Genomic DNA, 15,532 nt, shown 5'->3' with positions numbered 1-15,532 from the left:
ACCTGTTTACCAGTAAACTCTCCCCTCTTTAGCCGCTCATCATTTCCCACGCGGCCATCACCTTATTTCCTACGGAGCTCGCCTTGCGTCTGTTTCACACCTCCGACTGGCACCTTGGGCAGAACCTGCACGGCCAGGAACGCGATTTCGAGCACGGCTGTTTCCTCGATTGGCTGCTGCATCAACTGAAACTGGACCAGCCCGATGTGCTGTTGATCGCCGGCGATATCTTCGATACGGTCAATCCACCGGTCAAAGCCCAGGAACGCCTCTACGATTTCATCGTCAGCGCCCACGAACAGCAGCCGAAGCTGACCATCGTGATGATCGCCGGCAATCATGATTCCGGCTCGCGCATCGAACTGCCTGCACCGTTGATGCGCCGTTTGCGCACGCATGCGCTGGGTCGCGTGTTGTGGCTGGATGACGGCCAACTCGACGCCGAGCGCCTGCTGCTGCCACTGCCGGACGCCAAGGGCAAAACCGTCGCCTGGTGCCTGGCGTTGCCATTTTTGCGACCTGCCGAAGTGACCGGCGCGCACCTGGGCGACAACTACCTGCGCGGGATCGGCCAGGTTCACGAGTGGCTGATCGAAGCCGCCAACGCCAAACGCAAGAAAGGTCAGGCGCTGATTGCCATCAGTCATGCGCACATGGCCGGCGGTTCGGTGTCCGAAGATTCCGAGCGCAGCCTGATCATCGGCAACGCCGAAGCGCTGCCCGCCAGTCTCTTCGGCCCGAGCATCAGCTACGTTGCCCTTGGCCACTTGCACAAACCACAGAAGGTCAACGGTGAAGAACGCATTCGCTACAGCGGCTCGCCGATTCCATTGTCGTTCTCCGAAATCGGTTATCAGCATCAGATTCTCGACGTCCGGCTCGACGGCGAAACCCTGATCAGCGTCGAACCGAAACTGATTCCCCGCGCCGTCAACCTGCAACGTATCGGCCCGGCACCTCTGGCTGACATCCTGCTGCAACTGGGCGACCTGCCGAACATCGACTTGCTCGCCGACACTCAGCGTCAGCCGTGGCTGGAAGTACGGGTGCGCCTCGACGAGCCACAACCCGACTTGCGCCATCAGGTCGAAACCGCGCTGCAAGGCAAAGCCGTGCGCCTGGTGCGCATCGCCGCTGAGTACGCCGGCAACGGCAGCCGTGATGGCCTCGATGACGGTGCGACCCTGGTTGAACTGGACCAGCTCACGCCTCAGGAATTGTTCAGCCGCGCCTGGCAGGACAACTACGGCAGCGAGGTCGATGAGCAAACGCTGAAGGACTTCGCCGAGCTGTTGCAAGACGTGCAAATGGAGAGCGAACAGCCATGAAAATTCTCGCGATCCGTCTGAAAAACCTCGCCTCCCTGGCCGGGCCGTTTGAAATCGACTTCACCGCCGAACCATTGGCCAGCGCCGGTTTGTTCGCCATCACCGGGCCGACCGGTGCCGGTAAAAGCACCTTGCTCGATGCCTTGTGCCTGGCGCTGTTCGGCGCCGTGCCGCGGCTGAGCAACGCGCAAGTGTCGGCCAAAGCGCCGGACGCCGACGGCGAGATCAGCACCGGCGACCCGCGCACGTTGCTGCGTCGCGGTACGGGCGAAGGCTATGCCGAAGTGGATTTCGTCGGCATCGATGGCCGTCGCTACCGCGCGCGCTGGGAAGCCAATCGCGCCCGGGAAAAGGCCGGCGGCAAGCTGCAACACAGCCGTCAGAGCTTGCGCGACATCGATCTGGATCAACTGCTGGCCAGTCAGAAGGTTGAATTCAAGGTCCAGCTCGAAGCAGTCCTGGGCCTGAACTTCGAGCAGTTCACCCGTGCCGTGTTGCTGGCCCAGAGCGAATTCAGTGCGTTCCTCAAGGCCAACGACAACGAACGCAGCGAACTGCTGGAAAAACTCACCGACACCGCGCTCTACACGCGTCTCGGCCGTCGCGCCTTCGACAAGGCCAAAGAGGCCCGTGAAGCGCACAAGCTGTTGCAGGATCAGGCCACCGGCGTCACGCCGCTGTCGAACGAAGCCCGCGCAGAACTGGATGAACGCTTCAACGAAGCACAGCAGCAATTGAAGACTCAACAGGCACAACTCAAACAGTTGGAGTTGCAACACACCTGGCTGAAAGAGCTGCGCCAATTGCAGGACGAGCAGCTCAGCGCCACCGAGCAACTGACCAGCGCCCGGCAGGATTGGGAAAACCTGGCCAGCGAACGCTTGAAGCTGACTCGACTGGAACAACTGGCACCACAACGGCACCAGTTCGCCCGCAAGACCGAACTGACCGCACAGCTCACGCCGCTGGCCGCGCAGATCCAGCAGCACACCGGGCAAGAACAGGATCTGCAAACCCGTCAGACGCAACTCGAACACAGTCTCAGCGCGGCGCAAACCGCGCTGATCGAGGCACAAAGCCAACACACCTCAAGCGCGCCACTGCTGCGCCAGGCCTTTGAGGCGCAAAGCACCCTCGCCCGCCTGATCAAGGACACCGGCCTCAGCGCCGACCTCAAGCAGCAAGCGGAACGGGCCTGCTCCGAAGGCCAACAGACGATTCAAGGTTTGCTTGAGCAGCAGAACCGGGTTGCCGAGCGTCTGCAACGGATTGCCGCCGAACTTGAGCAAAGCACCCATCTGGCGCCGCTCAGCGATGCCTGGAACGCTTACCGCGACCGCCTGCAACAATTGATGCTGATCGGCAATCGATTGAACAAGGGGCAGGCAGAACTGGCCTCTCTGGAGCAGAACGCTACCCATGCCGCCGAGGAATTGGCGGCGCAAAAACAGAATCTGGAAGTGCTCTACAAAGAGGCCGGCGCCGAGCCTGATGCGGTAGCCGAACAGATCCAGCTGCTGGGCACTCTGTTGCAGGACAACCGCAAGCAACTGCGCGCCATTGAAGAGCTGACGCGACTGTGGACTGGCCAGCAGGAACTGGACAAGCGCATCGCCGAATTGCAGCAACGTCAAACCGTTGCCCAGCAGGAGCGCGACCGCCTGACCCAGGACGGGGTGAAAACCAAAAACGAATTGACCGTGGCCGAACAGACCCTGACGGTGACCCGCGAACTGCTGGAACGTCAGCGTCTGGCACGCAGCGCCAGTGTCGAAGAGCTTCGCGAGCAATTGCAGGACGATCAGCCCTGCCCGGTCTGCGGCAGCCCTGACCATCCTTATCATCAGCCCGAAGCGCTGCTGCAAAGCCTCGGCCGCCATGATGAAAGCGAACAGGCCAACGCGCAAAAAGCGGTGGATTCGCTCAAGGAAAAACTCACCGACCTGCGTACCGAAGTCGGTGGCGTGATTGCGCAACAGAAGGAATTGCTGCAACAGCAGGAGCAACTGCTCGCTCAGCAGCAAAGCCTGGCCCCGAGCCTCGATGCGCACCCGTTATCCGCGCAGCTTTTCACCCAGGACAGCGCCAAACGCGATGCCTGGTTGAACCAGCAAAACAGCCAGTTGAACCAAAGCATCACGCAGGACGAACAGCGCCAGACCGCCCTGCTCACCCTGCAACAGGACGCCACGCGCCTGCAACAGCAACTGCGCAACGCCGAATCCGCGAGTCAGCAGGCGACCCAGCATCTGGCCAACCAGCAACGCGAGTTGAGCAATGACCGTCAGCGCCTGGACGAAGAGCTGATCGCGTTCAGCACCCTGCTCCCGGCCGACACACTGGACGCCTTGCGCAACGAACCGGCTGCGACCTTCATGCAGCTCGACCGGCAGATCGCCCAGCGCCTGGAGCAACTCGACCAGCAACGCGATGAACTGAGCGAACAGCTACAACGCCAGCAGACGCTGGAGAAGGAACAGGATCGTCAACTGACCCGCGTCCAGCAGCTGGAAACCGCTCAGCGCCAGTTCACCACGCTCACCGAGCAGCAACAGGCTTGCCAGCAGCAACTGACGCAACTGCTCGGTTCCCACAGCAGCGCCGAACACTGGCAACAGCAACTGGATCAAGCTGTCGAACAGGCGCGCAATGCCCAGACGACCGTCAGTCAGGAACTGCAATCGGTGCGCACGCACCTGGTGCAACTGGCAGCGGAACTGAAAGCGCAGCAAGACCGCCTGCTCGCCCTTGAAAGCGAAGATCGTGAACTGGGCCTGAAGATTGCCGACTGGCGTGCCTTGCATCCGGAACTGGATGACGGTGGCCTTGAGCAGTTGCTGAGCGTCGACGACCAGCAGGTCAGCGAATTGCGCCAACGGTTGCAGCACAACGAAAAAGCCATCGAACAAGCCAAGGTGTTGTTGCAGGAACGCGATAAGCGTCTGACCAGCCATCAGGCGCAGCACAACGGTAATCTCGATGCCGCGCAACTGGCCACCGCCCTGACCGAACTGCAAAACCAGTTTGCCGCCAGCGAGCACCGTTGCGCCGAACTGCGCGCCGAACAGGCCGAGGACCAGCGCCGGCAGAACGCCAATCAGGCCCTGGCGCAACAGATCGCCGACGCTTACAGCGAGTATCAGCGCTGGGCGCGCTTGAATGCCTTGATCGGCTCCGCGACCGGCGACACCTTCCGCAAGATCGCCCAGGCCTACAACCTCGACCTGCTGGTGCATCATGCCAACGTGCAGTTGCGGCAACTGGTGCGGCGCTATCGCCTCAAACGCGGCGGCAGCATGCTGGGCTTGCTGGTGATGGACACCGAGATGGGCGATGAGCTGCGTTCGGTGCATTCGTTGTCGGGTGGCGAGACGTTCCTGGTGTCGCTGGCCCTGGCATTGGGCCTGGCTTCGATGGCGTCGAGCACGCTGAAAATTGAATCGCTGTTCATCGACGAAGGCTTCGGCAGCCTCGACCCCGAATCTCTGCAACTGGCAATGGACGCCCTCGATGGCTTGCAGGCTCAGGGCCGCAAGGTCGCAGTGATTTCCCACGTCCAGGAAATGCATGAACGGATCCCGGTGCAGATCCAGGTCCATCGCCAGGGCAACGGCCTGAGTACCCTGGAGGTGAAATGACCACGCTGTACTCCTTCCGCCGCTGCCCGTACGCCATGCGGGCGCGGATGGCCCTGCGTTACTCGGACGTTGCGGTGAACATCGTCGAGGTCAGCCTGAAGGCCAAGCCTGCCGAGATGCTGGCGCTGTCGAGCAAAGGCACGGTGCCGGTGCTGAGCGTCGACGGCCAGGTCATCGATGAAAGCCTGGCGATCATGCACTGGGCATTGGCGCAGAACGATCCGCAGGATTGGTTGCTCAAGGATGATCCTGTGGGGCAAGCGCAGATCGCCGCGTTGATCGAAGAGAACGATCAGGTGTTCAAAGTGCACCTGAATCGTTACAAGTACGCCGAGCGTTATCCCGAGCAGCCAATGGCGTTTTATCGAAGCGAGGGTGAGGTGTTCTTGCGCAGGCTGGAGGCGTTGCTGGAAGGCCGCGATTACTTGCTGGCGGTGCATCCGAGCCTGGCGGATGTGGCGTTGATGCCGTTCGTACGGCAGTTCGCCCATGTCGATCGCGAGTGGTTCGGGCAGACGCCTTACGTGCGGTTGCAGGCGTGGCTACAGCGATTCCTGGAGTCGGACCTGTTCACATCAATCATGAAGAAATAACCGCCCCCCCTGTAGGAGCGAGACTTGCCCGCGAAGGGGTCATCAAGACCGCCAAAAGCTTCGCGGGCAAGCCTCGCTCCTACAAGGGTTGGTGGCGTATCAGGATTCAGGCGAACACTTCGCACATCTGCAGCACCGAGCAATCGACCTGGAACGGTCCGAAGAAATCGCCTTGGCGTTTGATCGGTGGATTACCGGCCAGCAGGCCCATGGCCTTTTCGGTTTCGATGCTGCGAGCGAGGTTGTGATTGGCTTCGATAGCGCGAGCCACGGAACCTGCCGAGGCTTGTCCGATGCCCAACAGTGATGAGCCATTGGTCATGAACGCCAGGAAGGCGATGACCCAGAGTTTGCCCCCTTTCATGCCCCTGTCACTCCCGCCACGTCTGCTTGATCGATCACGGCGTTTTGTGCGCGGTGCTCGAACTGAATGGCGGGATAAGCGACCTGAATCGGTGCGTCGATTTCGTGTTGCGATTGCGCGGTAATGCTGACAACCAACACCAGCGCCACGTAGAGACCGATAGCCAGGTAGGCGCCGTGTTTGGCAGAAGTGAGGATTGCGCTGGCCATGGTGTTCTCCGTGGGCATGTTTCAGTGCCCACAGAATCGATCAAAAAAGCTGTGATAACCACTCAGGGTTATCCATAGTCACCATCAGCTTCGTTGATCATTAAGCCAGTCTATTTCAGCCTTCGATAAAACTCATCATGCGCTCTCGGGCAGCGTCAGGCTCGCCTGGAACGGGCGTTGCGGCAGATAAAATGGGGGTTGAATAGAGGAACAGGAGTACCACGGCCAGACGCATCGCCATGCTGTCGATCCTTTTTATAGTAGAAGGAGTCAATAAATCAGCGTCAAATTTAAACTCATGGCCATGTGATATCAAGCGCAGCATTAATAGCAATATGATGCTGTCGTAAACGCGTTATGCAGGAGCGACATCACTCAGGCTTTCTCGAAGCTTTTCAGCTTGATCCGCGCAAGTGACTTCGCTCCTGCATAAAGGGTGCAGGGCTTGGCTTTCAGGCTTGGGTTTTGTGATCCAGGGCTGCGTAGAAGTTGGCGCTCTGTTGCAGGTATTTCTGGGTGTAGCTCTGGGCGTGGGATTTTTTGTCGCTGATTTCAACGTTGGCGCTGGCTGGCAGAGCAACGGTGGCAGAGATGGCGGATGCGGCGATGACAGAGAAGAGATTGAAGTTCATGGCGGTATTCCTCGGATTCAGTTGGCTTGCTTGCCCGGTGGGGCCGTGAAGCAAACTTAACTGCCGAGGCTGACGCCTTGAAATCTTTTGTAGCAGTAGCAGATATCAGCGTCATTAATAGAAGGATGCAGGCCCCATCAACCGGGGCCTGCGGCCTATTGACGCACCAGGAACTTCAGATCGCTCGGGGCATCCATCGGCAGTTTCTGCACGGTTTTACCCAGCAGACCGCTCTTGGCATCGCGTTCGAGGACGACAATCTGGTTGCTCTTCTGATTGGCGATCAGCACGAACCGGCCACTCGGATCGAGGCTGAACTCGCGTGGGTGATCCCCTTCCACCGAACGGCGTTGCAGCTCTTTGAGGTGCCCGGTCGCAGGGTCAATGGCAAACACCAGCAACTGATTGGCGGTGCCACGGTTGCTGACGTAGAGGAATTTGCCATCCTTTGATGCATGCAACGCTGCGGCGGCTTTGTCCGACGTCGGTTGCCCGGCCGCCAGATCGACCATTTGCGTTTGCTCAAGCGTGCCGTCGCGGTAATCGAACACCGCGACCTGCGCGCTCATTTCCAGGGTCAGCCACGCGTGTTTGCCATCGGCACTGAACAGCAAATGCCGTGGTCCGCTGCCGGGCGGCAACTGGACCGACGCGGGTGTGGCCGCGATCAACGGCAAGTCCGGGTTGGCCTTCGGATCGAAGCGATAGACAAAGATCTTGTCCGCGCCCAAATCATTGGAGAACACAAACTTGCCATCCGGCGAGGACACCGTCGAATGCACATGCGCCGACATCTGCCGCTCGGGGTTGACCCGGCTGGACGGATGACTGCTCATTTGCACCACGGTTTTGAGCGTGCCATCGGCGCCCACCGGCAACACCGCCAGCGTGCCGCCGGGGTCTTCAGCCACTGAATAATTGCTGACGAACAGGTGGCTGGCATCGCCACTGAGGCTCGAATGGGTCGGCTCGTTGCCCAGGCTCTGGACCTGATTGATCAGGCGCAGCGCATGGGTTTTGGCGTCGATCGCATAACTGCTGACGCGCCCGACCGGGTCTTTTTGTCCCGGGCCGTTTTCGTTGACCACGAACAGGCGACGTTGATCGTTGGACAGGGTCAACCAGGACGGGTTTTCGCTGTTGACCACTTGCAACGGCTTGGCGTCGAGCTGCCCGGTGGCGCTGTCGAAATTCAGGCGATAAATGCCCTGGCTTTGCCCTGCGGTGTAGGAACCCACGAGCAATTGATAGTCGTCGGCGGATGCGGCCTGAACACCCATTGCGCCGATGCTGCCGGCGATCAACAACGGCCAGAGGTTACGCATCCTCTTGTTCGTCGTCTTCGTTGTCGCCGCTGATGACGTCGCCGAGGCAGACCAGGCGGTGTTCGCCGCCGTCGTCCTTGATCAGCCAGCTCTGCAAAGTCGAATCGAAGGTTGCCGCTTGAACCTGAGCGGGGGTGAATTCCCAATGCAGTGCGTTTCTGCCATCCATGCATTCGACATGCAGGTTGTCTTCCTCATCGAGGGCAAATTCAAAGGCATGCAACCCGTCGATTTCCACCATTCCGCAGTGTTCGAGGGCGTTGAGCAAGGTGTCGGTTGAGGCAGTCATGGCAGTCAATCTTTGAAGGGGAAAGACGCAATGATAGCGCAATGTGGAAGCGGCTCAGAGCCGACCACAAAACTCCCACACCACACAGAACAAATGTGGGAGCGAGCCTGCTCGCGATAGCGGCGGCACATTCAACATCAATGTGCCTGACAGTCCGCAATCGCGAGCAGGCTCGCTCCCACAGGGATTTATGTTCAGCCGTTAGAGCGCATCACGCGACGGCTGGCCATCCACCAGCCGCTGAATGCGCAGCGGGTTGCCATTCTTCAACGCCTCCGGCAGCAGGCTGTCGGGGTAGTTCTGGAAGCACACCGGCCGCAGGAAGCGGTCAATCGCCAGCGTACCCACCGAGGTGCCACGCGCATCGGACGTCGCCGGGTAAGGCCCGCCATGGACCATCGAATCGCAGACTTCCACACCGGTCGGATAGCCGTTGAGCAGGATTCGTCCGACCTTCTGTTCCAGCAACGCCGTCAATTCGCCGAACTGCTCGAAGTCTGCCGGTTCGCCAATGATCGTTGCCGTCAGTTGTCCGTGCAGGCCATTTAAAGCAGCGCTGAGTTGCGCCTGATCTGCCACCTCGACAAACACCGTGGTCGGGCCGAAGACCTCTTCCTGTAGCACTTCATCGCCGTCGAGCAACAGACTGACATCGGCCTTGAACAACTGCGGCTGCGCCTGATTGCCTTGCTGCGGATTACCCGCCAGGTGCGTCACACCCGGATGCGCGAGGAGTTTTTGCAGGCCTTGGCCATAACTGCTCAACGTCCCGGCATTGAGCATGGTTTGCGCAGGCTGATCGTTGATCAACCCCGCCACCTGCTGCACAAACGCACTGAACTGCGCCGAGCGAATGCCGATCACCAGACCGGGGTTGGTGCAGAACTGGCCACAGCCTTGCACCACCGAAGCGGTCAGGTCACGGGCCACGCTTTCAGCGCGAACGGCCAGGGCCTGGGGCAAGACGATCACCGGGTTGATGCTCGACATCTCGGCAAACACCGGGATCGGTTGTGCACGCGCAGCGGCCATGTCGCACAACGCCCGCCCGCCCTTGAGCGAACCGGTGAAACCGACTGCCTGAATCGCCGGGTGCTTGACCAGCGCTTCGCCGACCCCGCCGCCGTAGATCATGTTGAACACACCGACCGGCATGCCGGTTTTTTCCGCGGCGCGCAGGATTGCATCAGCGACCTGCTCGGCCGTGGCCATGTGACCGCTGTGCGCCTTGAACACCACCGGGCAACCGGCGGCCAGGGCGGAAGCGGTGTCGCCGCCGGCGGTGGAAAACGCCAACGGGAAATTGCTGGCGCCAAACACGGCGACCGGGCCGAGGCCGATGCGGTACTGACGCAGGTCGGGACGCGGCAACGGCTTGCGCTCCGGCAGGGCCAGATCAATCCGGGCGCCATAGAAATCACCGCGCCGCAGCACTTTGGCGAACAGGCGCATCTGGCCGCTGGTGCGACCGCGCTCGCCTTGAATGCGGGCGGCAGGCAGCGCGGTTTCGCGGCAGACCACGGCGACAAATTCATCGCCCAACGCGTCCAGTTCATCGGCAATGGCATCGAGGAATTGCGCGCGGCGCTCGGCGCTCAGGCTGCGATAAGCAGGGTACGCGGCAGCGGCAGCCTTGGCGGCGGCATCGACTTCTTCCGGCGTGGCCTGATAGAAATCGTGAGGTAACGCCTCACCGGTGCTGGCGTCGACGCTCTGGAGTTTGACGCTGCCGCAGGCACTGCGCTGGCCGCCAATATAGTTTTGACCAAGAATCATGGGTTGCTCCTTAAAGAATGCCGATGGTGCCGGGCTCGAAGGCCGCTTCAACCGGTGCGATGCCGTTGATCAACGGCGCACCGAACTCGGCCTGACTGATCTCGAACACATCCCCCGGCCGGGTGCGAATGCCGTCGGCAAAGGACAGGGTCGCGGTGCCGAAGAAGTGAATGTGCACGTCCCCCGGACGCAGGAACTGGCTGTATTTGAAATGGTGGTATTCGAGGTTTTCCAGGCTGTGGCACATGTTGGCCTCGCCGGTGAGAAACTCGTTCTGCCACAGCACTTCGCCGTCGCGCAAAATGCGGCTGGTGCCCGCCAGATGTTGCGGCAACTCACCGACCCGAAGTTCCGGCCCGTAACTGCAACTGCGCAGTTTGGAATGCGCCAGATAGAGGTAGTTCTTGCGCTCCATGACGTGATCGGAAAACTCGTTGCCCACCGCATAACCGAGGCGATACGGCTTGCCGTCGTGGCCGATGACGTAAAGACCGCTGAGCTCGGGTTCTTCTCCGGCGTCTTCGGCAAACGGCGGCAGCGGGAACGGTTTACCCGGACGCACGACGATGCTGCCGTCACCTTTGTAGAACCATTCCGGTTGCACACCGGCCTGCCCCGCTGCCGGTTTGCCGCCCTCCACGCCCCACTTGAAGATGCGCAGGGTGTCGGTCATCGTTGCTTCGTCGCCGGCCTGCTGATGCATCTTGTCCCGCGCCGAGGCGCTGCCCAGATGGGTCAGGCCGGTGCCGCTGACGAGCATGTGTGCCGGGTCCGGATGGTCCAGCGGCGGCAGGATGCGCAGTTTCGCCAGCAGTTCTGCATAGTCGTGGCTGATGCCCAGGCCCAGTGCGTTCACCTGCTGCTCAAGACTGACACCCGCCTCGATCGCCGCCAACGCCAGATCGCGCACCGTGCGCGCGTCCTGCACCTCGCGGACCAGACCGCCCTCGACCACGCCAACCCGGCGCTCGCCGTTAAACAATTCAAATTGAACCAAACGCATGAATTTTCTCCTGTAAGCAATTCTCAAAAACACCGCAGAACCCTGTAGGAGCCGGCTTGCCGGCGATAGCGATCGGCCTGTCGACAATGATGTTGAATGTGCTGACGCCATCGCCGGCAAGCCGGCTCCTACAGGGTTTGCGTCAGATGCGGGAAGCGCCACGTGCGCTGGCTGCAAACTGGTCCGCCGGCAGCACGTGTTTACGCTCCAGCAACCGATAAACCACGCCGGTCAAAATCAGCCCGAACACCATCACACCCGAGAGGAAATACAGCCCCGAAGCCAGGTTGCCGGTGTATTCCTTCAGTGCCCCGATCACGAACGGACCGATGTAGCCACCGAGGTTGCCCACCGAGTTGATCAGCGCGATCCCCGCCGCAGCACTGGCACCGGCGAAGAACCGGCCCGGCAAGGTCCAGAACACCGCAGTGCAGGAAAACAGGGCGAACGCCACCAGGCACAGCGCCGCCAGTTGCAGCACCGGCACCGTCAGCCAGGCACTGAGAAACAGGCCGATAGCCCCCAACACATACAGCACCGCCAGATGGCCGTAGCGATCATTCAAACGGTCGGAACTGCGCGGGATGATCAACAGACCGATGATCCCGAAAATGTACGGCACCGACGACACGAAACCCGTCACCAGATCAGTGCCACCGAACTGCTTGATCAGCGTCGGCAACCACAGGCCCAGGCCATAAATGCTCAGGGTGACCGGCAGATAAAACAGCGCCAGCAGCAACACGCGTTTGTCCTTGAGCGCATGCAACGGATTGCCGTGGCGGGTCTGGCCGTATTCCTCAAGGTCCTTTTTCAGTTCGCCGGCCAGCCAGTCTTTCTCGGGCTGATCCATCCATTTCACCTGTTGCGGACCGTCAGGCAGCCAACGCAGCACCGGCCAGGTCAACAGGATCGCCGGGGAACCGATGACGATGAACAGCCACTGCCAGCCGTGCAATCCGAGGATGCCGTCCATGCCGAGCAGGCCGCCGGACACCGGGCCGGTGATCAGCATGGCGATCGGTTGGGAGAGGATGAACAGGCCGAGGATCTTGCCGCGATGGCGAACCGGGAACCACTGCGTGATGTAGTACAGAACGCCCGGGAAGAACCCGGCTTCGGCGGCGCCGAGCAGAAAGCGCATCACGTAGAAGCTGTGCGCCCCTTGAACGAAGGCCATGCCGATGGTGATGGCGCCCCAGGTGACCATGATCCGCGCAAACCAGCGCCGCGCGCCGAAGCGTTCGAGCATCAGGTTGCTGGGGATTTCCAGCAGGAAGTAACCAATGAAAAACAGCCCGGCACCGAGGCCGTAAGCCGCATCGCCGATACCGATGTCGGCGCCCATGTGCAGCTTGGCGAAGCCCACGGCGGAGCGATCCACATAGGCGATCAGGTACAGCAGGATCAGGAAGGGAATCAGTTTCAGCGTGATGCGACGAATAAGCCGCAGTTCCTGGCTCATGAGATCGGTCTCCGATTGTTGTTGTTATAGAACCTCGGGGGACGCCTCTCGCCAAAAACTGCCAGGGCCTTCCCTCCGTTGGAGCGGACTATATAGTAATACTATTTACGCAACAACACTTCCAAACAGATCGAATTGCGCTTATGTTACGCCTCAGCCAGAACAATATAGTCATACAATAAGAGAATCGATCATGTCTGATAAGAAACCCACCCTGCGCTCCGCCCAATGGTTTGGCACGGCCGACAAGAACGGCTTCATGTACCGCAGCTGGATGAAGAATCAGGGTATCGCCGACCACCAGTTCCACGGCAAACCGATCATCGGCATCTGCAACACCTGGTCGGAACTGACCCCGTGCAACGCGCATTTCCGCCAGATCGCCGACCACGTCAAACGCGGCGTGATCGAGGCCGGCGGTTTCCCGGTGGAATTTCCGGTGTTCTCCAACGGCGAATCGAACCTGCGCCCGACCGCCATGTTTACCCGCAACCTGACGAGCATGGACGTCGAAGAAGCGATTCGCGGCAACCCGATTGACGGCGTGGTGCTGCTGACCGGTTGCGATAAAACCACCCCGGCGCTGTTGATGGGCGCGGCCAGTTGCGACGTGCCCGCCATCGTCGTCACCGGCGGGCCGATGCTCAACGGCAAGCACAAGGGCCAGGACATCGGCTCTGGCACCGTGGTCTGGCAGCTCAGCGAACAAGTGAAAGCGGGCACCATCTCCATCGATGACTTCCTCGCGGCCGAGGGCGGCATGTCCCGCTCCGCCGGCACCTGCAACACCATGGGCACCGCATCGACCATGGCGTGCATGGCCGAAGCACTCGGCACTTCCCTGCCCCACAACGCCGCGATTCCGGCGGTGGATGCACGCCGTTATGTGTTGGCGCACATGTCCGGCATGCGTGCGGTGGAGATGGTCCGCGAAGATTTGAAACTGTCGAAAATCCTCACCAAGGAAGCCTTCGAAAACGCCATTCGGGTCAACGCCGCAATCGGTGGTTCGACCAACGCCGTGATCCACTTGAAAGCCATCGCCGGCCGCATCGGCGTGGAACTTGAGCTGGACGACTGGACTCGCATCGGTCGCGGCATGCCGACCATCGTCGACCTGCAACCTTCCGGGCGCTTCCTGATGGAAGAGTTCTACTACGCCGGTGGCTTGCCTGCGGTGTTGCGTCGCCTCGGCGAAGCCAACCTGATTCCCAATCCAAATGCCTTGACCGTCAACGGCAAGACCCTCGGCGAGAACACCAAGGACGCGCCGATCTACGGCCAGGACGAAGTGATCCGCACCCTCGACAACCCGATCCGTGCCGACGGCGGCATCTGCGTATTGCGCGGTAACCTGGCGCCACTCGGCGCGGTGCTCAAACCGTCCGCCGCCACGGCTGAGCTGATGCAGCATCGCGGGCGTGCGGTGGTGTTCGAGAACTTCGACATGTACAAGGCGCGGATCAACGATCCGGAACTGGACGTGGATGCCAACTCGATTCTGGTGATGAAAAACTGCGGGCCGAAGGGTTATCCGGGCATGGCTGAAGTCGGCAACATGGGCTTGCCGGCCAAACTGCTGGCCCAGGGCGTGACGGACATGGTGCGTATTTCCGATGCGCGCATGAGCGGCACCGCGTACGGCACGGTGGTGTTGCACGTCGCACCGGAAGCGGCGGCCGGCGGGCCTTTGGCTGCGGTGAAGGAAGGTGACTGGATCGAACTCGATTGCGCCAACGGGCGTCTGCACCTGGACATTCCGGACGCCGAACTGGTGGCGCGCATGGCCGATCTGCAACCGCCGCAGCAGATGATCCTCGGTGGATATCGCCAGCTGTACATCGACCATGTGTTGCAAGCGGATCAGGGCTGCGACTTCGACTTCCTGGTCGGTTGCCGCGGGGCCGAAGTCCCCCGCCACTCCCACTAACCCCATCTATCCCCTGTGGGAGCGAGCCTGCTCGCGATAGCGATTGAACATTCAACATTAAAGTTGGCTGTCAGTCCGTCATCGCGAGCAGGCTCGCTCCCACATTTGTTCATGCCTGCCTCAAGATTGCGCCGCGCCTGCTATCATGCGCAGCACCTCCCCCGCACAGGATCGCGCCGTTCCCCATGGATTACCGCAAACCCTCCGACCGCAAAAGCATGCACTCGCGCATTGTCCAGGAACTGGGCATGCAGATCGTTTCGGGACGCTTCAAACCGGACGACAAACTGCCCGCCGAAGCCCTGTTGTGCGAGGAGTACGCGGTCAGCCGTCCGGTGCTGCGCGAAGCCACTCGCGTGTTGGTCGCAAAAGGTCTGGTGTATTCCCGTCCGCGTGTCGGCACGGTGGTCAAGCAGCGCAAGGAATGGCACATGCTCGACCCAGACGTGCTGCACTGGCTGATGCAAAGCAGCCCGCAGAATCAGTTCTTCGATCTGCTGACCAGCGTGCGCAGCATCATCGAACCGGCAGCGGCGGCCCTCGCCGCGCAATTCGCCACCGACGAAGACATTGCCTCTATTGGCGAAGCCTACCAACGCATGGAAGCCGCGCCGACGCCTGAAGCCCTGTTGCAACCGGACCTGGATTTCCACAGCCGCATCGCCGACGCCACCCACAACGACCTGCTGGCGAACCTGTGCAACATGCTTTCGGTGGCGATTGCCGAAGCGTTGAAGCATTCCAACCAGCGGCCGAACCTGCATGAATTGGCGTTGCCACGGCACAAGGCGATTCTCACCGCCATCGAGAACCGCGATGCGCTGGGTGCACGGCATGCAACGCTGGTGCAACTGGACGATGCACGCAGTGCGCTGAATGTGGTGCTGGGCGCCGATCCCTCATAAAAACACGATCCATTGTAGGAGCCGGCTTGCTGGCGATGGTGTGTCAGTCGACATCGTAGTGGCTGACACACCATC

Annotated in this window: 14 protein-coding genes; 5 read left to right on the top strand and 9 right to left on the bottom strand. The window is 60.7% G+C overall.

Translation table 11 applies throughout. The features are described from left to right. Nucleotides 1-83: 83 nt before the first annotated feature. Genes KGA82_RS19520 through KGA82_RS19510 form a run of 3 tightly spaced genes read left to right on the top strand, consistent with a single transcriptional unit; the run spans nucleotide 84 to nucleotide 5,559 of the window. On the top strand, nucleotides 84-1,328 hold the full coding sequence (locus tag KGA82_RS19520; RefSeq protein WP_223451948.1) for an exonuclease SbcCD subunit D C-terminal domain-containing protein: 1,245 nt from the start codon (nucleotides 84-86) through the stop codon (nucleotides 1,326-1,328). Next, nucleotides 1,325-4,966 (top strand): AAA family ATPase, encoded by a 3,642-nt coding sequence (locus KGA82_RS19515; protein WP_223451946.1) that lies wholly within the window; start codon nucleotides 1,325-1,327, stop codon nucleotides 4,964-4,966. Before KGA82_RS19520 ends, KGA82_RS19515 begins: the two co-directional genes overlap by 4 nt. Next, the gene (locus KGA82_RS19510) at nucleotides 4,963-5,559 is read left to right on the top strand and encodes a glutathione S-transferase (protein ID WP_223451944.1); all 597 of its coding nucleotides are present in this window, start codon (nucleotides 4,963-4,965) and stop codon (nucleotides 5,557-5,559) included. Before KGA82_RS19515 ends, KGA82_RS19510 begins: the two co-directional genes overlap by 4 nt. 106 nt (nucleotides 5,560-5,665) lie before the next feature. Here the strand turns inward: KGA82_RS19510 and KGA82_RS19505 are convergent, their stop codons facing one another. The 9 genes from KGA82_RS19505 to KGA82_RS19470 form a co-directional block, all read right to left on the bottom strand. Continuing rightward, nucleotides 5,666-5,923, bottom strand: coding sequence for a hypothetical protein (locus KGA82_RS19505; RefSeq protein WP_008030107.1), 258 nt, complete (start codon nucleotides 5,921-5,923; stop codon nucleotides 5,666-5,668). Beyond that, nucleotides 5,920-6,132, bottom strand: coding sequence for a hypothetical protein (locus KGA82_RS19500; protein ID WP_192496295.1), 213 nt, complete (start codon nucleotides 6,130-6,132; stop codon nucleotides 5,920-5,922). Before KGA82_RS19500 ends, KGA82_RS19505 begins: the two co-directional genes overlap by 4 nt. Nucleotides 6,133-6,247: 115 nt before the next feature. Next, a complete protein-coding gene (locus KGA82_RS29345) occupies nucleotides 6,248-6,373 on the bottom strand; it encodes a hypothetical protein (RefSeq protein ID WP_008030104.1) in 126 nt (41 codons plus the stop codon). A gap of 211 nt (nucleotides 6,374-6,584) precedes the next feature. Continuing rightward, nucleotides 6,585-6,764, bottom strand: a complete 180-nt coding sequence (locus KGA82_RS19495) for a hypothetical protein (RefSeq protein ID WP_008030101.1) — start codon at nucleotides 6,762-6,764, stop codon at nucleotides 6,585-6,587. A gap of 155 nt (nucleotides 6,765-6,919) precedes the next feature. Further along, nucleotides 6,920-8,089 carry a lactonase family protein gene (locus KGA82_RS19490; protein WP_223451943.1) on the bottom strand — a complete coding sequence of 390 codons (1,170 nt, stop codon included), beginning with the start codon at nucleotides 8,087-8,089 and terminating at the stop codon, nucleotides 6,920-6,922. Then, nucleotides 8,082-8,378, bottom strand: a complete 297-nt coding sequence (locus tag KGA82_RS19485; RefSeq protein WP_223451942.1) for a DUF5629 family protein — start codon at nucleotides 8,376-8,378, stop codon at nucleotides 8,082-8,084. The genes KGA82_RS19490 and KGA82_RS19485 overlap by 8 nt, the downstream gene beginning before the upstream one ends. A gap of 201 nt (nucleotides 8,379-8,579) precedes the next feature. After that, nucleotides 8,580-10,154: an aldehyde dehydrogenase (NADP(+)) gene (locus KGA82_RS19480; RefSeq protein ID WP_223451940.1), complete on the bottom strand. Its 1,575-nt coding sequence runs from the start codon at nucleotides 10,152-10,154 to the stop codon at nucleotides 8,580-8,582. Between the two features lie 10 nt (nucleotides 10,155-10,164). Continuing rightward, nucleotides 10,165-11,157: an AraD1 family protein gene (gene araD1, locus KGA82_RS19475; RefSeq protein ID WP_223451938.1), complete on the bottom strand. Its 993-nt coding sequence runs from the start codon at nucleotides 11,155-11,157 to the stop codon at nucleotides 10,165-10,167. 142 nt (nucleotides 11,158-11,299) lie between these two features. After that, nucleotides 11,300-12,622, bottom strand: a complete 1,323-nt coding sequence (locus KGA82_RS19470) for an MFS transporter (protein WP_008042870.1) — start codon at nucleotides 12,620-12,622, stop codon at nucleotides 11,300-11,302. Between the two features lie 193 nt (nucleotides 12,623-12,815). Here KGA82_RS19470 and KGA82_RS19465 point away from each other — a divergent pair, with 193 nt between their 5' ends. Together KGA82_RS19465 and KGA82_RS19460 are read left to right on the top strand one after the other, a co-directional pair. After that, a complete protein-coding gene (locus tag KGA82_RS19465) occupies nucleotides 12,816-14,552 on the top strand; it encodes an IlvD/Edd family dehydratase (protein WP_223451936.1) in 1,737 nt (578 codons plus the stop codon). Nucleotides 14,553-14,737: 185 nt separating this feature from the next. Beyond that, a complete protein-coding gene (locus KGA82_RS19460) occupies nucleotides 14,738-15,457 on the top strand; it encodes a FadR/GntR family transcriptional regulator (RefSeq protein WP_008030085.1) in 720 nt (239 codons plus the stop codon). The last annotated feature ends 75 nt before the right edge of the window (nucleotides 15,458-15,532 follow it).

The organism is Pseudomonas sp. BF-RE-22 (assembly GCF_019956155.1).
Classification (GTDB): Bacteria; Pseudomonadota; Gammaproteobacteria; order Pseudomonadales; family Pseudomonadaceae; genus Aquipseudomonas; species Aquipseudomonas migulae.
This window is presented reverse-complemented; position numbering and strand designations above follow the sequence as displayed.